The following is a 19,194-nucleotide window of genomic DNA, read 5'->3' on the forward strand; positions in this document are numbered from 1 at the left end:
CAGCCTCCAATCAGAAAGCCCCGCGTTTGCGGGGCTTTTCTTATGGAGCGGTTTTCTCTCCGTCGTCCTCAGTGTGTTCCGCCTCGCCTGCTTCCGGTTTGGCGACATAGGGCACGCGGGCAACCACGACGCGGCCTTCATCCTCGATCTCGAATACGCCTTCGGTGGGCTCGTCGGCCAGCGCGGCAGCGGCCTGGGCGGCGAAGCTGGCTTCTTCTATGGCGTTGTTGAGCGAATGCAGCTTGAGGCCGTCAATGTCGATCTCGCGGTCGCCAGACTTGGTGGTGTGATTGAAGAAAAAGCGGGGCATGGTTCTGGCTCCTGATGGTAGTTGAACCAGCCAGGAGTCGGTTTGTTCCGTTGCCCCCGATCACAACAGCGAGGGCGCAAAGCGCTAGAGATCGCGGAACATCACATAGGCATCGACATAGCCCTGTGTGGGGTGGTTGAACGCTTGGGGCAGGGTGCCAACTATCGCGAAGCCGAGTTTCTGCCAGAGCGCCACTGCGCGTTCATTGGTGGACACGACGTGGTTGAACTGCATGGCCCGGAAGCCACGCTCGCGGGCGCGGGCCAGTGAATGCTCGCCCATGGCGCGGGCCACGCCCTTGCCCTGGGCCGCAGCGGCGGTGATGTAGCCGCAATTGGCGACGTGGGCGCCGCCGCCCTGCCGATTGGCCACAAGATAATAGGTGCCGAGGATGGCGCCGTCTTCTTCGGCAACAAAGACTTCGTGGCTCGGGCTGAACCAGTAGGCGAGCACGGCTTCGGCATCGAGATCGCGCGCCACGGCGTAGGTTTCGCCAGCGGCGAGGACGGGTGCGATGATGGCGAGAACCGCCTGCCAATCGGCTTTACCGGCGGCGCGGATCTGCATCGTCGTCTTCCTCGATGGGGGGTACGCGAACCTGCCCCGGTGGCGGCATGTCGGGCCGGTGCGGATGGTCGGCGACGCTGGGGCGATGGCTCAGCTCGAAGCGGAAGGCGGCCATGCCAAAGACGATCAGGGCAATCACCACGGCGATTCCGCAGGCGATGAACGGCGCGCCGGGGAAATAGTGTCCGGAGGTCGAGGAGCTGGTGTAATAGGAGAAAATCTGTGTTGCGGCGAGCGGTCCAACGATAGTGGCCAAGGAACTGGCGGCGTTCACCGCGCCCTGCAGTTCGCCCTGAGAGTTGTCAGGCACTTGCCGCGAGAGAACGCCGTTGATCGCTGGTGGCGCGAGGCCGCTGACAGTGCCCAGCGCAATAAATAGGTAGAGCTGATAAACATCGGCCGAAAAGGCAATGCCGGCAAAGGCCGTGGCTGCGGCGAGAAGACCGACAATCCCCACGGCCGGTTCCCCAATGCCCTTGGACAGGGGCGCCGCCAATACGGCCTGGCTGAAGGCGAAGCCGATGCCAAAGGCGCCCAGCGTGCGGCCGATTGAGGAGGAGGTGAAGTTGAACACCTCCACGGTGAAATAGGGAAAGACCTGCGGCAGGGCTTGCGTTGCCAATTGCAGGAAGAACAGCACGACAAGCAGCCAGAGCACCGCCGGATATTTGCGCAGGGCGAGGACGGCGCCGAAGGGATTGGCGCGTCTGATGTCGAACTTGCGGCGCATCGGTTTGGGCAGGCTTTCGGGCAGCACCAGCAAGCCAAACAGGAAATTGGCGAAGGCAAGAGCCGCGGCAGCATAGAAGGGCACCCGGGGGCCGAATTCGCCCAGCTCGCCCCCGATCACCGGGCCGATGATGAAGCCCAGACCGAACGCAGCCCCGATCAGGCCGAAACGATGGGTGCGCTTATGGGGCGGGGTGATGTCGGCCATATAGGCAGTAGCGGTGGCCAGCGCCGCGCCTGCAATGCCGGCAATGACGCGGCCGATGAAGAGATACCAGACCACCGGCGCGATCGACATCATCAGGTAGTCGAATGTGAGGCCCAGCAGCGAGCATAGCAGGATCGGGCGGCGGCCGAAGCGGTCGGAGAGATTGCCGAGCACCGGCGAGAACACGAACTGCATGAAGGCGTAGGTAAAAACCAGATAGCCGCCGATCACCGCCGCATTGGCGACGCTGCCGCCGGTCAGGTCCTCGAGCAATTCGGGCAGCACCGGCACGATGATGCCGACACCGATCATATCAAGCAGGATCGTCACCAGGATGCAGGTGAGAGTCAGGCGTGAGCGGGTCGCAGCTTGCATGCTTGGGCGCTAACCTTGGTGAGTCCGATGGCGTCTGGGATGTGCCGCGCAGTTGACACAGGCAGGACTGTCAAAGCAAGGCCGAACGGCGGCGCAAGGTTCCAGTCCTTGTGGCTCTGGTGGAAGATAACTGAGTCAATACGAGGGCTTAAGCGAGGCTTTGTTGATCTGGAATCAGGCCAGCGTCATGACTGTAGAGCCAGGCGAGCCGATTGACATGGCCGCGCGGTCCCTGCGCCGCGATGACAAGGTTCCGCGCGAGGTTGAACGGCCATCCCATGTGGAAGATTCGTCCATTGGTCTGCGAAATGCGAGCGACGCGGCTGACGCGCTCGCGCCTTATGGTTTCATATTGAATGAAGGCGGACTCCGCGTTGTCGTGACGCACCAGCAATGGCGCCAGCACCGCAGCATCCTCTATGCCCATGGCGGCGCCCTGCGCCTGGAAGGGCACCATGGCATGAGCCGCGTCGCCGGCCAGTCCGATATTGCCCTTGTGCCAAACCGGGGTTGAAACGGTGTACAGGGGCCAGAGTGTCCAGGTGTCTGCCGCAGCGGCAAGAAGCGCGCTGAGGCGTGCGCTGCGCTGAACCGATTTGGGAAGGGTCGGCCGGCGCGCGGCATCGTCCGGCATGCCCTTGGCGAACAATGCCACATTGACCTGCTGCCGGTGCGGCAGCGGGTAGCAGACTGCGTGAAAACCCGGAGCGAACAGCACCGAGACGCGATCAAGCGCAAGCTGGCCGGTCACCGCCTCAAAGGGCAGCAATGTGCGCCATGCGGTGCGGCCGCCTGAAACGGCATCGGCGCCGGCGAGCAAATTGCGGCGGGTAAAGGAATGCACGCCATCGGCGCCGATCAGGCCGTGGGCACGAACCTTGCGCGACTGCCCATTGGCGTCCTCCATCGATATGGTCACGCCCTGCTCGTGCGACTCAGCGTTCCAGCTGCGCACGCCGAAGATGATGTCGATATTGGCGAAGGGGCGCGTTGCCTTGTAGAGCGCCTCGGCAAGATCGGCGCGGTGCATGACCGCATAGGGTGAGCCGAACCGCTCGCGCATGAGCGCGCCCAATTGCAGGGTGATCAGCGGCGCCGGGCGACGGAAAGGATAAATGTCGATGCCGGCCGGCTCAAGGCTTTGGCTGGCCAGCGCATGGTCAAGCCCAAGCCGATCCAGCAGCAGGCGGGCGTTGGGGCTGATCTGAAGGCCGGCCCCGAATTCGGTCAGGGTGGGACTGCGTTCGAGGACGACGACATTGGCGCCGAACTTGGCCAGGGCCAAGGCGAGGGTGAGGCCGGTGATTCCGGCGCCCGCGATATAGAATGTCTTGCCGGTGCCCGGCATCAGGGGAAACTAGGCTGCGTCGGCGTGGAACACAGCGGACGCAGGGTTGGAAGCGCCGGCCGGCAGGCGCGAGCTAAAGACATAGTGCGTCGAGCAATAGGGGCAAACGACCTCGTTGTCCTTGCCCATGTCGATGTAAATATGGGGGTGATCGAACGGGGGCAGGGCGCCGACGCACTGGAATTCCTTGGAGCCGACTTCGATCTGGCGAAGACCTTCGGTGTTGTGGAAATGAGGCGTGGAATTGTTTGCCATCGCGATAACCTGATGCCGTGACTTGAGTTGGCCGGACCATAGTGGATGGGTCGGGTTAAGGGAAGTGGGCGAAAGGGGAAGATCGGGGCTACGGATCGGGTTCGCGCCCCTGAGGGGAAAATGCCTAATTCGGGCTCCTCGGCTCCTGTCCATCCACCGCGTCATTCCCGCGAAAGCGGGAACCTCCGTTTTAAAACAGGGCTTCCAGCTTTCGCGGGGATGACGCGGTGACAACTAGAAGCCCGTACGTAGCCACGGTGTCTGTCAGTAGACCTCATCCTGAGCTTGTCGAAGGACGAGGTCGTGGCATAAGGAGCCTGCCAAGACAGGAGCCGCGCATGCCCACATTCCAATCCGATGGCCTTAACCTCGCCTATGAAGTGTTCGGGCAGGGCAAGCCGGTTTTGTGCATTCATGGCTTTGCCTCGAGCGGCAAGGTGAACTGGATCGACACCGGCTGGGTCGAGACGCTGACGGATGCAGGGTATCAGGCGATCGTGCTGGACAACCGCGGGCATGGGCTGTCGGACAAGCCACATGATCCCGACGCATATTACCCCAGCGACATGGCGCGGGATGCCGTGGCGCTGCTCGATCACCTGGGCATCGAGCGCGCGGCAGTTCTGGGTTATTCGATGGGCGCGCGGATCGCCGCGTTCATGGCGTTCGAGCACGAAGAGCGCGTGGCTTGCGTGATTTTTGGCGGCATGGGGATGAACCTCATCAATGGGCTCAGTGATGGCAATGACATCATTGCGGGCTTGCGAGCGCCCTCGCTGGAAGAGTTGACGCATCCGACGGCGCGGCAGTTCCGCATTTTCGCCGATCACACCAAATCTGACCGCGAAGCACTGGCGGCCTGCATGGAAACCTCGCGCCAGCCGATGGCACGGGCCGATGTGCGGCGGATCAATGTGCCGCTGCTAGTGGCCGTGGGCGAAGCCGACGAGATGGCCGGATCGCCCGAGCCGCTGGCGGAGCTGATTCCCGGAGCAATAGCCTATGTCATCCCCAAGCGGGACCATATGCGCGCGACTGGCGACAAGGCATTCAAGGCCGCCGCGCTGGATTTTTTGGGCAAGGCATTGCCCTGACACAGGCAATCGTGAACCAAAAGTGCGCTTGGGCTTTGTATCTGAGCATCTGATGGCTTATATCGGTGAGCCACGATGAAGCGGAGTCCCGCCATGAGCCACGCCAAGCATTCTGCCGCGATTAAATCCGTCGATCCGGTCTGGCAAGCCGTGCGCAGCGGCGCGCGCCAGATCGTTGCCGACGAGCCATCGCTGGCGAACATGGCGATTTCTTCGATTCTCAACCACGACAGTTTCGAGCAGGCGCTGGCGCATCGGCTTGCTGCGCGGCTCGACCATGACGATGTATCTGCGGATATCATCCGGCAGGCTTTTGCCGAGACGCTGATCGACGCGCCCGAGATTGGGCACAATGCGCGGGTGGACCTCGCGGCAACGCTGGAGCGCGATCCGGCATGCCATCGGGCGCTGGAGCCGCTGCTATATTTCAAGGGTTATCAGGCAATCCAGACGCACCGCTTTGCTCATGCCATGATGAAGGCGGGGCGGCGCGACTTTGCGCTTTATCTGCAGAGCCGCGCCAGCCAGGTGTTCCAGGTCGATATCAACCCGGCCGTCGTCATGGGCAAGGGCATCATGCTCGATCATGGCACGGGTCTGGTGATCGGGGAGACCGCGGTGGTGGGGGACAATGTCTCGATGCTGCAGAACGTGACGCTGGGCGGCACGGGCAAGTCGGACCAGGACCGCCATCCCAAGATCGGTAATGGCGTGCTGATCGGGGCGGGCGCCAAGGTACTCGGCAATATCAGGATCGGTGAATGCTCGCGGATCGGGGCCGGCTCGGTCGTGCTCAAGGAAGTGCCGCCGCGGATGACAGTCGCGGGCGTTCCGGCCAAGGTGATCGGGGAAGCGGGTTGTGCGCAGCCGGCGCTGGTGATGGACCAGGTTGTTCTGGTGCATGACCTGAACAATTGATTGCCAAGGGCCGGCAAGCCTTTGTCACCGTTAAAATGCGACCCTTTGGGGTTGAATGCGTTTTATGGCTGACTAGATTGCCGCCTCAACGCCAACAGCAGGACAAATCCAGTGAACCATCCCGAAATCATCAAGCTGCAAAAGTTCCTGCAGATGAAATTCAACAACCAGAACATCGACGTGCGTCCGCGCAACAAGCTCAACGACTCGGTTGAAGTGTTTATCGGCGACGAGTCGATCGGGCTGATCCATGCCGACGACGAAGATGGAGACAAGTCCTACATCTTCAACATGTCGATCCTCGATATCGATCTGGACGAAGTGAGCTAAGCCACTTTACCAGGCGCCGATTTTTGTGAGCCAGCGCTCCATTTCGGCATCGAACTGGCGCCACGACTGCAGGGCCGTGGCGTCGAAAGCGTAGGTCGCGGCAATGCCGCTCGACAGATAAACCGTCCGCACGCATTGCGAGGACGCGCCGGTAGCGACCGGCTCCACACATTTGGCCACGAACGGATTAGGCGAGAGGGCGTCGTACCAGACGGTTTCTCCTTGGTAGCCGTTGCTCTCGCCCATGGGCTTGCCAACGAGGCCTGGTACGCCCTGCACCATCTCATCACCGAATTGATGCAGGTAAACAGTGTCCAGGAGGACGGCGCTGGTGCGGGCGCGGCTGCGCGGGACGAGCGCAACATCCACCGGCAGCGGAGCGCTTTCAGGCTCGGGCTGGAACATCACCCGCAGGTCGATCTGGTTGGTGAAGCCGGGTTTGATCTGCTCGCCATGGCGGAACCAAGCGGTGGGAATAGAGAGTTCCTGGCCCGAGATGGTCTGGCTGATGGTGTTTCCGTCTGCGAGGCTGGGCGGGGTTACCCGCGCGCCGCGGCCCAGACTGTCGACCAGGTAAGCCGCACCGACCGCACCCAGCAAGACCAGCGCCGCGATACCCGCAAGGTTGAAGCCCAGCGAGTGTGATGAAGCGCGCTCGGGTGCGGTTTGCAAACTCATCGCCGGCATTAACCAGTTTCGCGGAGGGAAGGTGACAGGGCATTGGACGATCAATATGCTTAATGAAGAGTTAACAATTGCGCCCGGCATGCAACAAATGCCGGGGAGTGGAGAGCACCGGCATGACCAAGGAATTGCTTCTGGCGGCCTTTCTGATCGGGGTCGGGTTGTGCCTTTCGGGGGCAGGGACGCATCTCTATCAGATGCTCTCCAAGCAACAGGCGATGCTGCGCTATGACGGCAAGACCTTCGTCGGCTCGCTCGGCAATCTGGCCATGAGCTTTATCTGCGGGCCCTACATCATGCTGCAGCTGGGCTGGCGCCATGAGGAGAACGGCACGCTGTCGATGACTTCGGCGCTGGTTTCAGCCGTCGTCGCCTTTGGCTGGTCCTTTATTACCGGCCTGATGTTCATGGGTATCTACGTCGCCATCCGCTACGGCTAATTCGGCGTATTCGCCGGCGGACGTCACCCGCCGGCATTCAAAGCGCCAAGACAATGAGGCCAGCTTCGGAAAACCGAGGCTGGCCTCATTCATCAGACCCCTATCAGGGCGGGGTCCGGAAAGCGGTTAGTTGACGGCAGCGGTTGCCACCACGATCTCGCGGCTATCGATCATGTCGACCCACTGGCCGGCGTCGGCCTGGGACTGGCGCTTGATGAACTTGTAGGGGGTGGCGCTCCACAGATCGATGGTGCCGACCTGGTTATCGAGCACCAGGTCGCCGCGGTCGGTGCGGACCAGCAGCACGGCGTGGCCTTCGCCATCGGCCTGCTTGACCACCGACATCAGCAGCACGCTCTCGGGCCAGCCGGCATTGATCAGGTCGCGGCGCTTGGCGAGGGCAAAGTCTTCGCAATCGCCGTAGCCGTTGGGATAGGTCCAGAATTCGTTGACCTGGTAGAGGTCCTGGTCGGTCACCGAAACGACGGTCTGGTTGTAGTGCGAATTGACGGCCTGCAGCTGCTGCCACAGTGCCTCGGTCAGTGGCATGGCCGCGATGGGATTGCTGTTGGCGGTGCATTCTGCGGGGCGAGCCGCGCAGAATTCGGCGTGGCCGACGGGGATGCTGGTGGTGTTTGCCGAGGTCTGGACAAAGGCGACATTGGTGGTGTCGAAGGCCTGGGCGGGCGCCGCGATGGCCAGCAGCGCGAACATCGCGCCGAGCAGTGCTCCCATTCCCTTTTTGTGTGCAAACATCGTGTGATCTCCCTGATGGAGACCAATCTACGGAGGCCGGATTAGGCCGATCGAAAAACTACCACGCAGTTTTTATGCGTGTTTTATCGATTGAATTTGCGGCTGATTAACCATGGTGCAGAGGCACTTGCGCCGATTTGCTCAGTGGGCGATTCCGGCCAGCACATGGGCATAGACATCAGCGTCGTCCGCAGCACCATCGCGGCACTGCTTGGAGCCGATGTGAATGGTGCGGGCGGTCTCCAGCGCCAGCGCGCTATAGGAGAAGCTCTGCTCGATCACCTCGCCCGAACCGATATCCCAGTTCTGGTGATGGGCGACCAAATCCGTGCCGCTCGCATCCACGATCAGGGCGGTGACGCACACATAGTCGCGGTCCCCCGGATCGTTGTTGGTCAGCCGCTGGGTAATGGCCACGGTGTTCGAGGAAGGGTCGAACGCCAGGGCAATGTCCACCCACTGGTTGCGCTTCCAGTCCCATTTCTGGTGGTAGGGCGGACAGGCAAGGCCGGTCCCATTGGCCCTGCAGGCGCTGACTTCGATCTTCTGCCAGGCATAACCCGACCAATCGCCCCGGCCATCGGCGAAGCTGCCCTGCGGTGCGCCAAAGGACAGGAAAGTGGCCGCGATGGTAGCAAGTGAAGACGCGCGCAGTCGGTTTGTCATCGGATCGTCATAACGCAGGACCAGACCATATCGCCACCGTTTTTGCCGGTGGGCCGATCAGTTCATGCGCAAATTTTGTTGCACGACGTTCAGCATTTCCTGGGACGAGACGAACTCCACGGCAACGCCGTTCTGGAAATGGCGGATGACCCGCGCACGCATGCGGCCCAGGGTCACCGGCGTTCCCATTGCGGGGCGCACGTCGAGTTCGATTGCCGCGCCAGACAGGGAAATGTCGATGATCTTGCAATTGTAGCGGCGGCCATCGTCGAGCACGACCGTGGAATGGCGGATGTCCGGCACCACGCGCTCATGGCGGCGGTCTTCCGGCAGGTTCAGGATATCCTTGTTGGCCAGCCAGGTGAGCTGCGCCGCCATCTTGTCGCGCTTGCGCGAGGAGGCCGAAATATCCATGACGAAGCCGCCGTCAATCTGGGCAGTGATCACGCCCTCGATGCGGCCCAGGTGATCGATATAGGCGATGACCTTTTCACCGACCAGGCCCGCAACGGGCGCCACGACCATGGCGTCGCCCGGCGACATTTCCAGGACCTGGCAGGGGAACTCGCGGCGGTCGGCCAGCATGTAGCGGCCGAGCACCGAAATCTTCACGCGTTGGAACCTGGTCGCCTCAGCGCGCGTACGGATGGGGGCGATGAACCGCGGGGAGGGGAGATCGTCGCTGAGCATTCGCCAGACCGCCAAACATGAGGTTTGCCTGACAAGCTAGCGCGTCTTGGTTAATGCAACATGAGCGCGGGGCGGTCTTTGTGCAGCAGGAATCCGGTAAACGCCGGGTGCTCCTGCTGCGGGACGCCTATTGCCGGCCGCCGTCGATAACGGCCAGATGGGCATAGCGGCGGGCGCTGCGGCCATAGACGGTGGCGGGCATGCTCGTGGGAGCGGCGGCGTTGCCGTACTCAACGTCATTAACCACCTTGGTGGCAACTTCGCGCTCGCTGTCCTGATATTCCATGTCATCCGGCCAGATCAGCCGCAGGCCGGTGATCCGCTGTTCCATGATGGGCTGCACGCCGAGCCAGTAGGGCTCTTCGATGGCCGTCATGGCGCCCAGCAGGCGGGTATGGGTCGACCCATTGTGACGCAGCGGCATCAGGATGGTCTCGAAGGAAACCTTGGTGTGAATGGCCGTCGTACCCTGGAAGGTGATGAGCGCTACCGCATGGTCTTCGGTGACGGCCCGGACCAGGGTGTCCATCGCATCGACATCGCGCTCGTGCCAGAGGCCAGAGAAGGAGCGGCCCTTGAGTTCGCGGCAATAGCTGGTGCAAAGATGCGATCCGGCAAGGCGGAAGGAGAAGCCTTCGCGCTCGTCGAGTTCGAGGATGAAGGTATTGGCGAGGGCTTCGCGAATCTTGGTTGGGTCGATGTCCTTGCGTTCGGGCGCGCTGCGCGAGCCGCGAATCGTGTTCCAGTACTCGTAAAGTGTCCTGGTGCTGGTCTTTTGCATCTTCTGTGATCCGCTAAGCGCTTCGGGCGTTCCCCGCATGGAGCGCCTCATTCGGAAGACGACTTTCGCAAATGGCAGCGGCAAAAGCGCTCTTAAAGGATAGTTAAGGTTAACGCGGGTGTCCCATTGTGGAAAAGAATGGCGTGAGCCGCAGGTTGCCAGTGAGTACGGAGCGAAATGATGAGTGAACAAGACCTGCAGCCGCAAAAGCCCGGCCGCGCCGCGCGTGAGCCGGTTTTCCTTCTGCCGGCGGCGGTTACCGCGGTCATTGGCGTGCTGGTGGCGATTCACCTGGCATCAACCCTTGTGCTTAACGAACAGGGAAAACTGATGCTGGTATTTTATGGAGCGTTCCAGCCGCTGCGAATCCCGGCAGCGTTCGATGATATTTCGCTCGGCGTGCCGCTGATCTGGACACCGTTCACCCATGCCTTGCTGCATGGCGGATGGGACCATCTGTTCGTCAACGTCGCGTGGTTCGGCATCTTCGGCACACCCGTCGCACGGCGCTACGGGGCAGGGCCCATGCTGGCGATCTTCTTCTTGTCCGCGGCGGCCGGCGCGGCGCTCTTTGCGGCGACATCGCTTTATACCGGCTCCTACCTGATCGGCGCCTCGGGCGGCGTGGCAGGACTGACCGGCGCCGCAACCCGGTTCATCTTCCAGCCGGTAATCGTTGCCAAGCATCCGGAAACCGGGGAACGCGTCATGTTGGGGCGCAAGCTCGCAAGCTTCGCCGATTTGATGCGCGACTCGCGGGCACGGTTCTTCATCCTAATCTGGGTAGTGCTGAACGCCGCCGTGCCGCTGTTCCCGCTGATAACGGGAACGCCGATCTCGATCGCCTGGCAGGCCCACCTGGGTGGGTTCTTTGCGGGGATATTGATGGTGGGACTGTTTGAGCGACGGGGTAGCTGAGTTTCAAAGTTGCGTGGTTTAACCAACCCGCAGCGCCCCCAACCCTCAAGAGGCAGGGAGTAAAGTAGCCCGCTGAAACCTCAGTCGACACCCTCCCCCTTGCGGGGAGGGATCAAGGGTGGGGGGCGGTTGGCCCCGATACTTCCCCAAAACCCTCCCCACCCACAATGTCATCCCGGCCTTGAGCCGGGATCCATCTCCAGATTTCAGAATGGGTTCCGGCCTAACGCCGGAAGGGAGTGCTGAGAGCTCTCACATCTGGGCTAAACATCCCCCACCCTTGATCCCTCCCCGCAAGGGGGATGGAGACGAAGGAGCCGGGAAACTGGTGCTGGCGCCTCCATCTCCCCAGTTGGCCGTATCGAGGGTGAGGCGACTGGTTGAGCAATGCGGCCTCAGTCGACACCCTCCCCCTTGCGGGGAGGGATCAAGGGTGGGGGGCGGTTGGCCCCGATACTTCCCCCAAAACCCTCCCCACCCACAATGTCATCCCGGCCTTGAGCCGGGATCCATCTCGAGATTTCAGAATGGGTTCCGGCCTAACGCCGGAAGGGAGTGCTGAGAGCTCTCACATCTGGGCTAAACATCCCCCACCCTTGATCCCTCCCCGCAAGGGGGATGGAGACGAAGGAGCCGGGAAACTGGTGCTGGCGCCTCCATCTCCCCAGTTGGCCGTATCGAGGGTGAGGCGACTGGTTGAGCAATGCGGCCTCAGTCGACACCCTCCCCCTTGCGGGGAGGGATCAAGGGTGGGGGACGGCTGGCCCCATACCCCGTGCAACCTGCCCCAAGCCCAAACCCCTACCCATAAACCTCGCCCGGATCGAACAACTTCGCCAACCCCGTATCCTCCAGCCTCACCACCCCATCATGCACCACCGCCCGACGATAAAAGCATGACTTCCGGCCGGTGTGACACGCGGCGCCGCGGCCGGTCTGGTTCACGCTTAAAACGATGGCGTCCTGGTCGCAGTCGGTGCGCATCTCCACCACTTCCTGCAACTCGCCCGAGGTTTCGCCCTTTTTCCAGATCTTGCCGCGCGAGCGGGACCAGTAGTGGGCGATGCCGGTTTCCAGCGTAAGCGAGAGTGCCTGGCTGTTCATATGCGCCAGCATCAGCACCTCGTTGGTGCCTGCCTCGATGGTAACGACCGTCACCAGCCCCGCAGCATCGAAGCGTGGGGCAAAGGTGGTGCCTTCTTCAAGTTGATCGTGGCTCAGGGGCGTGGGGTCGGCAAAGGAAATGGTCATGACGCGGGTTTTACCCCGCGCCCGTTATCGGCGCCAGCCTGCTTAGCGCCGGCCGATCATGGCATAGAAGCGATCCTGCTCGGAACGCTCTTCGGCGAACACGCCGGTGAAACGGTGGGTGATGGTGGTGGCGCCATGGGCGCGAACGCCGCGCATGGACATGCACATGTGTTCGGCCTCCAGCATCACCGCCGCACCGCGCGGCCCCAGATGCTCGTTGATGGCATCGATGATCTGCGAGGTAAGGTTTTCCTGGGTCTGCAGGCGCAGGGAAAAAACTTCGACCAGGCGGGCGAGCTTGGAGAGCCCGACGACGCCGTCATGGGGCAGATAAGCGATGTGGGCCTTTCCCACGAAGGGCACCATGTGGTGCTCGCAATGGGAACTGAACGGAATATCGCGGACCAGCACTATATCGTCGTAGCCGCCGACATCCTTGAAGGTCTTGGACAGGATGGCCTTGGCGTCCTGATGGTAGCCGGCAAAGAACTCGCCATATGCCTTGGCAACCCGGGCCGGGGTTTCCAGCAGGCCTTCGCGGGTCGGGTCATCGCCGGCCCAGGCAAGCAGGGTGCGCACGGCAGCCTCGGCCTCTTCACGCGTCGGGCGCGGGTAGGGGGCAGTAGAGGTCGAAAGGGCACCGAGCGGATTGGTGTGGGCGTCCATAGGTGTGGGCTCCTTCAAGCGAGACCATTCTGCGCTGGCGCCTTGGTTTTGGACCAACGTTTTCGGCAACCCTGACATTGCCCATGCAAGCCTCTATATAAGCTGAGGGCAAAACAGCGGCAAGAAACAGAATTGTTTGGTTGATGGACATCAGCGATCTCTATTCCCAGAAGATATTGGAACTTGCGGCCAATGCCCCGCAGCCGCCCCGGCTCGCGAATCCCGACGCCAGCGCGCGCAAGGTCAGCCGCGTCTGCGGTTCGCTGATCGAAGTGGACGTCGTGGTGCGTGACGGAGTGATCGCCGAATACGGGCATCACCTGTCCGCTTGCGCGCTGGGGCAGACATCGGCGGCGGTGGTGGCGCGGGAAATCGTCGGTACCCCGACTGGGGAGTTCCTGCTGCTGCGTGACCAGATGCACGCAATGCTCGAGGCGGACGGTACGCCGCCGGCCGGAAAGTGGGCGGATCTGGCCTATCTTGAGCCGGTGCGCGAATACAGGGCGCGGCATATATCGACGCTGCTGGTGTTCGATGCTGTTGCCGAAGCGCTGGAAAAGGTCGAGTCGGCACAATCGGTTGCGGCGGAACCTTGATGCAGCGATTCAATGACTGGCTGTGGCGTGCGGTGGATCTGCCGTTCAAGATCGTGGCCGTGCTGCTGATTACCATCTACCGCTACACGCTATCGGCTTTTGCGGGGCGCACCTGCCGGCATCTGCCGAGCTGTTCGGAATATACCAGCAACGCCATATGGACCTTCGGCTTCTGGCCCGGGGGCTGGATGGGGCTTGCCCGGTTCATCCGCTGCCGTCCGGGCGGCACCGATGGCTATGATCCGGTGCCCGACGCCGTGCCAGCCGATGCGCACTGGTATTTGCCCTGGCGTTATGGACGCTGGAAATAATGCTCAATCATGCTAGACAGGCGCCCTTGCTGCGACAAACGCGGCAATGACCCTATTTCTGGAGATCCCAAAATGACGATCAAGGTGACATTTCCCGACGGTGCAGCTCGCGACTATCCGCGTGGCACCACCGGGACCACCATCGTCGAAGGCATCTCCAAGTCGCTGGCCAAGAAGACGGTCGCGATGCGCTGGAACGGCGTGCTCAGCGACCTCAGCGATGCGCTGGAGGCCGATGGCCGGATCGAGTTCGTGACGCGCGACAGCGGCTCCAAGGATGTGCTGGAGCTGATCCGCCACGATGCGGCGCACGTGCTCGCGGAAGCCGTGCAGGAGCTATGGCCCGGCACGCAGGTGACGATCGGTCCGGTGATCGAGAACGGCTTCTATTACGACTTCAAGCGCGACGAGCCGTTCTCGGAAGAGGATTTCCCGGCCATCGAAAAGAAGATGGCTGAGATCATCGATCGCGGTGCGGCCTTTACCAAGGAAATCTGGACGCGCGACCAGGCCAAGGATTTCTTCCGCACCAAGGGCGAGGAATTCAAGGTCGAACTGGTGGATGCCATTCCGGCCGACCAGTCGCTCAGGATGTACAAGCAGGGTCAATGGATCGACCTTTGCCGCGGCCCACATATGCGCACCGTCAAGGATGTTGGCTCGGCCTTCAAGCTGACCAAGGTGGCGGGCGCCTATTGGCGCGGCGACAGCAACAATCCGGTGCTGAGCCGCATCTACGGCACGGCCTTTGCGACCAGGGAAGAGCTCGACGCCTATCTCCACATGGTGGAAGAGGCGGAAAAGCGCGACCACCGCAAGATTGGGCAGGAGATGGACCTTTACCACTTCCAGCCAGAGGCGCAGGGGTCGGTGTTCTGGCATCCGAAGGGCTATGTGCTGTACAATCAGATGGAGGCTTATATCCGCCGCCGCCTGAACGAGTCCGGCTATGTGGAGGTCAAAACCCCACAGCTGATGAGCTCAAAGTTCTGGGAGCAGTCGGGCCACTGGGGCAAGTATCGCGAGAATATGTTCGTGGTACCCGACGAAGTGCCGGGTACGGAAGACGAAGGTCCGGTGCTGTCGGGCAAGGGCGACCTCATGGCGCTCAAGCCGATGAACTGCCCGGCCCACGTGCAGATCTTCAACCAGGGCATCAAGAGTTACCGCGACCTGCCGCTGCGCATGGCCGAATTCGGCTGCTGCCACCGCAACGAGGCACACGGCGCGCTGCACGGGCTGATGCGCGTGCGCCAGATGACCCAGGACGACGCGCACATCTTCTGCCGCGAAGACCAGATCCAGAGCGAGACCGAGCACTTCGTACACCTGCTTTATTCGGTCTATGGGCACATGGGCTTCGAGAACGTCGTCATCAAGCTCGCAACGCGTCCCGAGAAATTCGGCGGCACCATCGAGCGCTGGGACGCGGCCGAGAAGGCGCTGGGCGATGCCCTGCGTGCAACCGGCTACGACTTCGAAATCGCGGAAGGCGAGGGGGCGTTCTATGCACCCAAGCTGGAGTTCCACCTCAAGGACGCCATCGGCCGCTCCTGGCAGGTCGGCACGCTGCAGCTCGATTACGTGCTGCCCGAGCGGCTAGACGCGACTTATGTGGCCGAGGACGGCAGCCGCAAATATGCCGTGATGCTGCACCGCGCGATCCTTGGCTCGCTCGAGCGCTTCATCGGCATGATGATCGAGAACTATGCCGGCAAGATGCCGATGTGGCTGGCGCCGACGCAAGTCGTCGTAGCCACCATCGTGTCCGAAGCGGATGAGTACGCCGAAAAGCTGGTGCGCCAACTCAAGGCCGCCGGCATTCGCGCCGAGATCGACACCCGCAACGAGAAGATCAACTACAAGGTGCGCGAGCACTCGGTGGGCAAGACCCCGTTGATGTTCGTGGTCGGCCGCCGCGAGGCCGAGGAGGGCACCGTATCGGTGCGCCGTCTCGGCACCGAGGGTCAGAAGGTGGAGCCATTCATGGATGCGCTGGTGTCCCTGATGAGCGAAGCCACCGCGCCCGATCTCAAGGCGAAGGCCGCCTGAGCCATGCCGCAGCGTCCGTCCAATCGCGAAATCAAGGCCCTCACCCATCTGGGTGAGGAAAACGCGCTCGGGCCCGGCGACTTCAAGGATATCGGCGAAAAGGTTTTCGCCGGTATGCTCAAGAAGGGCTGGGTGGTTGAGGCCGAAGGGCTGCCGGGAAAATACCGGGCAACCATCAAGGGCCTGACGATCCACGAAGGCGAGATCATCTTCGCGGGTCGCTTGCGACGATAGGGCTGACATGGCCGACCGGATACCCATAACCCGCACGATCTCCATCGATCCATCAGAGATCGAGGAGACTTTCGTGCGGGGGACCGGGCCGGGTGGGCAGAACGTCAACAAGGTGTCGAGCGCGGTGCAATTGCGCTTTGATCTGCTCAATTCCCCTTCCATTCCCGAGGCGATGAAGCGGCGGGTTGCAGCGATTGCCGGCAAGCGGCTGACCAAGGATGGGGTAATCGTGCTGACGGCCAACACCCACCGCGACCAGCCGATGAACCGGACCGAAGCACAGGCCCGGCTGGTTGCTTTGCTGGCGGAAGGCGCCCACGTGCCCAAGCCGCGTGTCGCAACGCGGCCAACGCTCGCCTCCAAGAAGCGGCGGCTCGAAGGCAAGTCCATTCGCTCCACCGTCAAGCAATTGCGCAATGTGCGCCCGGAGAGCGAGTGATGCGCTTTCTCGTGACCGGCACCGCCGGCTTTATCGGTTTCCACCTGGCGCGGCGCTTGCTGGCCGATGGGCACGATGTCACCGGTTACGATGCGGTCACCGATTATTACGATGTTTCGCTCAAGCGGACCCGGCTGGCGCTGCTGGGGGAACATGCCCGCTTCACGCCCATCGAGGCGCGGCTAGAGGATGCCGAAACGTTGACTTCAGCTCTTGCCAACGCCCAGGCCGACATCGTCGTGCACCTCGCCGCACAGGCGGGGGTTCGCTACAGCATCGAGCATCCGCAAAGCTATGTGCAATCCAACCTTGTCGGCACTGCCAACCTGCTGGAAGCCCTGCGCCAGCATCCGCCGCGACACTTGATCTTCGCCTCGACCAGCTCGGTCTATGGCGGCAACACCCAGATGCCGTTCGCCGAAACCGATGCGGCCGACCAGCCGGTTTCGCTTTACGCGGCCACCAAGAAGGCGGGCGAAGCCATGGTGCATGCCCATGCCCATCTCTGGCAATTGCCATCCACCTGCGTGCGGTTCTTCACGGTTTACGGGCCGTGGGGCCGGCCGGACATGGCGCTGTTCAAGTTCGTCGAGGCGATGCTGGCCGGGCGCCCCATCGATGTTTATGGGCACGGCAAGATGCAGCGCGATTTCAGCTTTGTGGATGATGTCGTGGACGCGCTCATCCGGATCGGTGCCAGGCCGCCGGTGATGGGCGAGAAGCTGCCCCATGATAGCCTGTCGGGCGTCGCCCCGTTCCGCAGCCTCAACGTGGCGGCGGGCGAGCCCCTCGAACTCATTGATTTCATGCGCGCCGTCGAGCGCGCCACTGGCATGTCGGCGCAGCTGAATATGCTTCCTGTTCAGCCGGGCGACGTGGTTGCGACGCAATCGGATACCAGATTGCTCACCGAACTGATCGGCCCGATGCACCATACCCAGGTCGAAGACGGCGTCGGGCGGTTCGTCGAATGGTATCGCGGGCACTATCAGAAATAGACCAGAGGATTTTGGATTGTCTCAGTCGAGCTTGAAGTTTGGAACGAGTGGGCTCCGCGGATTGGCCGTCGAGCTGGAAGGGCAGGCGGCGCGCCGGTATACGGCAGCCTTCCTGCGCCACCTGCAAAGCCTCAATGCGCTTGGCGGCGGCAAGGTGTTCCTCGGCCGCGACTTCCGGCCCTCCAGCCCACAGATAGCGCGCGACTGCGCAATTGCCATCGCACAGTTCGGGCTGGAGCCCGTGGATTGCGGCACCATCCCGACGCCCGCGCTGGCCTATCACGCCATGGCTGCCGGCTGCGCCGCGATCATGGTGACGGGCAGCCATATTCCGGTCGATCGCAACGGGCTCAAATTCTACCTGCCGGTGGGAGAGATCAGCAAAGCCGATGAGGCCGGCATTGTCGCGGGCCTGACGGATGAGCCGGTGGCTGACCGCGAAATTGCCATCGCCGATGAGGCCGATGCTGCCACCGAGCGCTATTTCCAGCGCTTTGCCGAGCTGCTGCCGGACCGAGCGCTGGCCGGCCAGCGGATCGGCGTCTTCGAGCATTCCACTGTGGCGCGGGATCTGTTGACCCGCATCATGCGCCGGGCCGGCGCCGAGGTGGTCAGCCTGGGCCGCATCGATGGTTTCGTGGCGGTGGATACCGAGGCGTTCGGCGACGAGGTGTTCGCGCCGCTGTCGGGTTGGGTTGCCGGCGAGAAGCTCGACGCCATCGTGTCCGCCGACGGCGACGGCGACCGCCCCTTGCTGATGGACGCCAAGGGCAATTTCGTGCGCGGCGACGTGCTGGGGCTGCTTGCAGCGCAGTTTCTCGGCGCCCGAACGGTGGTGACGCCGGTAACTTCAAACTCCGCAATCGAGCGCACCGGCTATTTCGGGAGCGTAGTCCGCACCCGGGTGGGTTCGCCCTATGTGGTTGCCGCAATGGACGAGGCCGACGACGGGGTCGTGGGCTTTGAAGCCAATGGCGGCACCTTCGTTGGCTATGGCATTTCCGTGCGGGGTGCACCCTTGCCGCCGCTGCCCACGCGCGATGCCGTGCTGCCGCTATTGTGCGTGCTCGGCCTGGCGGCAGAAAAGGGACTGGCTATTGCCGACCTGATCGAGACGCTGCCACTGCAACATGCGCTTGCCGACCGCCTGCAGAACGTGCCGAGCGAGCGCAGCGGAGCCTTCCTGCACCGGCTGGCCACCGATCGGGATTATGCCGAGACATTGTTCGGGCCGCATGGCATCGCCGGCCTCTCGCAAGTCGACGGCCTGCAATTCCGCACCGCCGCCGGCAACATGGTCCATTTCCGCGCCTCCGGTAATGCGCCCGAACTGCGCTGCTATGTGGAGGGCGACACGCCCGAGACGGCACGGGCCCTACTGAATTGGGGCATGGCGGTGGCGGCCAAGGAAATGGCGGGCTAGGCTTTCTCGGCACTAGCGCCGCAGGATCGGATGCCCTGAATAGACCTCATCCCGAGCCTGTCGAGGGACGAGGTCGTGGCACCAAGCCCTCCAATTTCCCCGCGTCATTCCCGCGCAGGCGGGAATCTCACTTCCCTGAGGCACAAAAGTGGGAT

Annotated in this window: 24 protein-coding genes; 12 read left to right on the forward strand and 12 right to left on the reverse strand. The window is 62.4% G+C overall.

What is annotated here, in order from left to right; all coding sequences use genetic code 11:
- Window positions 1-40: 40 nt before the first annotated feature.
- From C8264_RS00255 to C8264_RS00275, 5 genes are all read right to left on the reverse strand, one after another.
- The gene (locus C8264_RS00255; protein ID WP_108458954.1) at window positions 41-310 is read right to left on the reverse strand and encodes a DUF6894 family protein; all 270 of its coding nucleotides are present in this window, start codon (window positions 308-310) and stop codon (window positions 41-43) included.
- An 84-nt stretch (window positions 311-394) separates the two neighbouring features.
- Entirely contained in the window at window positions 395-877 is a 483-nt protein-coding gene (locus C8264_RS00260) for a GNAT family N-acetyltransferase (protein ID WP_108458955.1), read from the reverse strand.
- Window positions 855-2,189, reverse strand: a complete 1,335-nt coding sequence (locus tag C8264_RS00265; protein WP_108458956.1) for an MFS transporter — start codon at window positions 2,187-2,189, stop codon at window positions 855-857. Before C8264_RS00265 ends, C8264_RS00260 begins: the two co-directional genes overlap by 23 nt.
- Before the next feature lie 148 nt (window positions 2,190-2,337).
- Window positions 2,338-3,537, reverse strand: a complete 1,200-nt coding sequence (locus C8264_RS00270) for an FAD-dependent monooxygenase (protein WP_108458957.1) — start codon at window positions 3,535-3,537, stop codon at window positions 2,338-2,340.
- Between the two features lie 9 nt (window positions 3,538-3,546).
- Complete coding sequence (locus tag C8264_RS00275; protein ID WP_108458958.1) at window positions 3,547-3,792, reverse strand: zinc-finger domain-containing protein; 246 nt, start codon at window positions 3,790-3,792, stop codon at window positions 3,547-3,549.
- A 338-nt stretch (window positions 3,793-4,130) separates the two neighbouring features.
- Here C8264_RS00275 and C8264_RS00280 point away from each other — a divergent pair, with 338 nt between their 5' ends.
- The 3 genes from C8264_RS00280 (at window position 4,131) to C8264_RS00290 (ending at window position 6,134) form a co-directional block, all read left to right on the forward strand.
- A complete protein-coding gene (locus C8264_RS00280) occupies window positions 4,131-4,886 on the forward strand; it encodes an alpha/beta fold hydrolase (protein ID WP_108458959.1) in 756 nt (251 codons plus the stop codon).
- 93 nt (window positions 4,887-4,979) lie between these two features.
- A complete protein-coding gene (gene cysE, locus C8264_RS00285; protein ID WP_108458960.1) occupies window positions 4,980-5,804 on the forward strand; it encodes a serine O-acetyltransferase in 825 nt (274 codons plus the stop codon).
- A 111-nt stretch (window positions 5,805-5,915) separates the two neighbouring features.
- On the forward strand, window positions 5,916-6,134 hold the full coding sequence (locus C8264_RS00290) for a DUF3126 family protein (RefSeq protein WP_108458961.1): 219 nt from the start codon (window positions 5,916-5,918) through the stop codon (window positions 6,132-6,134).
- 6 nt (window positions 6,135-6,140) lie between these two features.
- Here the strand turns inward: C8264_RS00290 and C8264_RS00295 are convergent, their stop codons facing one another.
- The gene (locus tag C8264_RS00295; RefSeq protein ID WP_162783381.1) at window positions 6,141-6,812 is read right to left on the reverse strand and encodes a hypothetical protein; all 672 of its coding nucleotides are present in this window, start codon (window positions 6,810-6,812) and stop codon (window positions 6,141-6,143) included.
- Between the two features lie 122 nt (window positions 6,813-6,934).
- Here C8264_RS00295 and C8264_RS00300 point away from each other — a divergent pair, with 122 nt between their 5' ends.
- Window positions 6,935-7,258, forward strand: a complete 324-nt coding sequence (locus tag C8264_RS00300; protein WP_108458963.1) for a DUF6949 family protein — start codon at window positions 6,935-6,937, stop codon at window positions 7,256-7,258.
- 126 nt (window positions 7,259-7,384) lie between these two features.
- On the opposite strand, the gene C8264_RS00305 is transcribed toward C8264_RS00300, so the two are convergent.
- From C8264_RS00305 to C8264_RS00320, 4 genes are all read right to left on the reverse strand, one after another.
- Entirely contained in the window at window positions 7,385-8,014 is a 630-nt protein-coding gene (locus C8264_RS00305) for a transglutaminase-like cysteine peptidase (RefSeq protein ID WP_245892871.1), read from the reverse strand.
- A gap of 141 nt (window positions 8,015-8,155) precedes the next feature.
- On the reverse strand, window positions 8,156-8,680 hold the full coding sequence (locus C8264_RS00310) for a hypothetical protein (protein ID WP_108458964.1): 525 nt from the start codon (window positions 8,678-8,680) through the stop codon (window positions 8,156-8,158).
- Window positions 8,681-8,737: 57 nt separating this feature from the next.
- Window positions 8,738-9,370, reverse strand: coding sequence for a PilZ domain-containing protein (locus C8264_RS00315; RefSeq protein ID WP_108458965.1), 633 nt, complete (start codon window positions 9,368-9,370; stop codon window positions 8,738-8,740).
- Between the two features lie 127 nt (window positions 9,371-9,497).
- The gene (locus C8264_RS00320) at window positions 9,498-10,151 is read right to left on the reverse strand and encodes a PAS domain-containing protein (protein WP_162783382.1); all 654 of its coding nucleotides are present in this window, start codon (window positions 10,149-10,151) and stop codon (window positions 9,498-9,500) included.
- Window positions 10,152-10,331: 180 nt separating this feature from the next.
- Between C8264_RS00320 and C8264_RS00325 the strand changes: the two genes are divergently transcribed.
- A complete protein-coding gene (locus tag C8264_RS00325) occupies window positions 10,332-11,069 on the forward strand; it encodes a rhomboid family intramembrane serine protease (RefSeq protein WP_162783383.1) in 738 nt (245 codons plus the stop codon).
- An 801-nt stretch (window positions 11,070-11,870) separates the two neighbouring features.
- Here the strand turns inward: C8264_RS00325 and hisI are convergent.
- Window positions 11,871-12,320, reverse strand: coding sequence for a phosphoribosyl-AMP cyclohydrolase (gene hisI, locus C8264_RS00330; protein ID WP_108458968.1), 450 nt, complete (start codon window positions 12,318-12,320; stop codon window positions 11,871-11,873).
- 42 nt (window positions 12,321-12,362) lie between these two features.
- Window positions 12,363-12,986 carry a GTP cyclohydrolase I FolE gene (folE, locus tag C8264_RS00335; RefSeq protein ID WP_108458969.1) on the reverse strand — a complete coding sequence of 208 codons (624 nt, stop codon included), beginning with the start codon at window positions 12,984-12,986 and terminating at the stop codon, window positions 12,363-12,365.
- Between the two features lie 143 nt (window positions 12,987-13,129).
- On the opposite strand from folE, the gene C8264_RS00340 reads away from it, so the two are divergent.
- The 7 genes from C8264_RS00340 to C8264_RS00370 all read left to right on the forward strand — a co-directional run bounded on the left by C8264_RS00340 (window position 13,130) and on the right by C8264_RS00370 (window position 19,039).
- Complete coding sequence (locus tag C8264_RS00340; protein ID WP_108458970.1) at window positions 13,130-13,582, forward strand: iron-sulfur cluster assembly scaffold protein; 453 nt, start codon at window positions 13,130-13,132, stop codon at window positions 13,580-13,582.
- Window positions 13,582-13,893, forward strand: a complete 312-nt coding sequence (yidD, locus tag C8264_RS00345; protein ID WP_108458971.1) for a membrane protein insertion efficiency factor YidD — start codon at window positions 13,582-13,584, stop codon at window positions 13,891-13,893. Before C8264_RS00340 ends, yidD begins: the two co-directional genes overlap by 1 nt.
- Window positions 13,894-13,965: 72 nt before the next feature.
- Entirely contained in the window at window positions 13,966-15,945 is a 1,980-nt protein-coding gene (gene thrS / locus C8264_RS00350) for a threonine--tRNA ligase (protein WP_108458972.1), read from the forward strand.
- Window positions 15,946-15,948: 3 nt separating this feature from the next.
- Window positions 15,949-16,179: a hypothetical protein gene (locus tag C8264_RS00355; RefSeq protein ID WP_108458973.1), complete on the forward strand. Its 231-nt coding sequence runs from the start codon at window positions 15,949-15,951 to the stop codon at window positions 16,177-16,179.
- Between the two features lie 7 nt (window positions 16,180-16,186).
- Window positions 16,187-16,618: an alternative ribosome rescue aminoacyl-tRNA hydrolase ArfB gene (gene arfB, locus C8264_RS00360; protein ID WP_108458974.1), complete on the forward strand. Its 432-nt coding sequence runs from the start codon at window positions 16,187-16,189 to the stop codon at window positions 16,616-16,618.
- Window positions 16,618-17,616: an NAD-dependent epimerase/dehydratase family protein gene (locus C8264_RS00365; protein WP_108458975.1), complete on the forward strand. Its 999-nt coding sequence runs from the start codon at window positions 16,618-16,620 to the stop codon at window positions 17,614-17,616. The genes arfB and C8264_RS00365 overlap by 1 nt, the downstream gene beginning before the upstream one ends.
- 31 nt (window positions 17,617-17,647) lie before the next feature.
- Complete coding sequence (locus tag C8264_RS00370) at window positions 17,648-19,039, forward strand: phosphohexomutase domain-containing protein (RefSeq protein ID WP_281261431.1); 1,392 nt, start codon at window positions 17,648-17,650, stop codon at window positions 19,037-19,039.
- The last annotated feature ends 155 nt before the right edge of the window (window positions 19,040-19,194 follow it).

Origin of the sequence: Devosia naphthalenivorans, assembly GCF_003056355.1 — a bacterium.
Lineage (GTDB): Bacteria > Pseudomonadota > Alphaproteobacteria > Rhizobiales > Devosiaceae > Devosia > Devosia naphthalenivorans.

Excerpts from the sequence above, each read along its gene's own strand:
- C8264_RS00255 (WP_108458954.1), bottom strand. The coding sequence starts at position 310 with ATGCCCCGCTTTTTCTTCAATCACACCACCAAGTCTGGCGACCGCGAG.
- C8264_RS00260 (WP_108458955.1), bottom strand. The coding sequence starts at position 877 with ATGCAGATCCGCGCCGCCGGTAAAGCCGATTGGCAGGCGGTTCTCGCC.
- C8264_RS00265 (WP_108458956.1), bottom strand. The coding sequence starts at position 2,189 with ATGCAAGCTGCGACCCGCTCACGCCTGACTCTCACCTGCATCCTGGTG.
- C8264_RS00270 (WP_108458957.1), bottom strand. The coding sequence starts at position 3,537 with ATGCCGGGCACCGGCAAGACATTCTATATCGCGGGCGCCGGAATCACC.
- C8264_RS00275 (WP_108458958.1), bottom strand. The coding sequence starts at position 3,792 with ATGGCAAACAATTCCACGCCTCATTTCCACAACACCGAAGGTCTTCGC.
- C8264_RS00280 (WP_108458959.1), top strand. The coding sequence starts at position 4,131 with ATGCCCACATTCCAATCCGATGGCCTTAACCTCGCCTATGAAGTGTTC.
- cysE (WP_108458960.1), top strand. The coding sequence starts at position 4,980 with ATGAGCCACGCCAAGCATTCTGCCGCGATTAAATCCGTCGATCCGGTC.
- C8264_RS00295 (WP_162783381.1), bottom strand. The coding sequence starts at position 6,812 with ATGAGTTTGCAAACCGCACCCGAGCGCGCTTCATCACACTCGCTGGGC.
- C8264_RS00300 (WP_108458963.1), top strand. The coding sequence starts at position 6,935 with ATGACCAAGGAATTGCTTCTGGCGGCCTTTCTGATCGGGGTCGGGTTG.
- C8264_RS00305 (WP_245892871.1), bottom strand. The coding sequence starts at position 8,014 with ATGTTTGCACACAAAAAGGGAATGGGAGCACTGCTCGGCGCGATGTTC.
- C8264_RS00310 (WP_108458964.1), bottom strand. The coding sequence starts at position 8,680 with ATGACAAACCGACTGCGCGCGTCTTCACTTGCTACCATCGCGGCCACT.
- C8264_RS00315 (WP_108458965.1), bottom strand. The coding sequence starts at position 9,370 with ATGCTCAGCGACGATCTCCCCTCCCCGCGGTTCATCGCCCCCATCCGT.
- C8264_RS00320 (WP_162783382.1), bottom strand. The coding sequence starts at position 10,151 with ATGCAAAAGACCAGCACCAGGACACTTTACGAGTACTGGAACACGATT.
- C8264_RS00325 (WP_162783383.1), top strand. The coding sequence starts at position 10,332 with ATGAGTGAACAAGACCTGCAGCCGCAAAAGCCCGGCCGCGCCGCGCGT.
- hisI (WP_108458968.1), bottom strand. The coding sequence starts at position 12,320 with ATGACCATTTCCTTTGCCGACCCCACGCCCCTGAGCCACGATCAACTT.
- folE (WP_108458969.1), bottom strand. The coding sequence starts at position 12,986 with ATGGACGCCCACACCAATCCGCTCGGTGCCCTTTCGACCTCTACTGCC.
- C8264_RS00340 (WP_108458970.1), top strand. The coding sequence starts at position 13,130 with ATGGACATCAGCGATCTCTATTCCCAGAAGATATTGGAACTTGCGGCC.
- yidD (WP_108458971.1), top strand. The coding sequence starts at position 13,582 with ATGCAGCGATTCAATGACTGGCTGTGGCGTGCGGTGGATCTGCCGTTC.
- thrS (WP_108458972.1), top strand. The coding sequence starts at position 13,966 with ATGACGATCAAGGTGACATTTCCCGACGGTGCAGCTCGCGACTATCCG.
- C8264_RS00355 (WP_108458973.1), top strand. The coding sequence starts at position 15,949 with ATGCCGCAGCGTCCGTCCAATCGCGAAATCAAGGCCCTCACCCATCTG.
- arfB (WP_108458974.1), top strand. The coding sequence starts at position 16,187 with ATGGCCGACCGGATACCCATAACCCGCACGATCTCCATCGATCCATCA.
- C8264_RS00365 (WP_108458975.1), top strand. The coding sequence starts at position 16,618 with ATGCGCTTTCTCGTGACCGGCACCGCCGGCTTTATCGGTTTCCACCTG.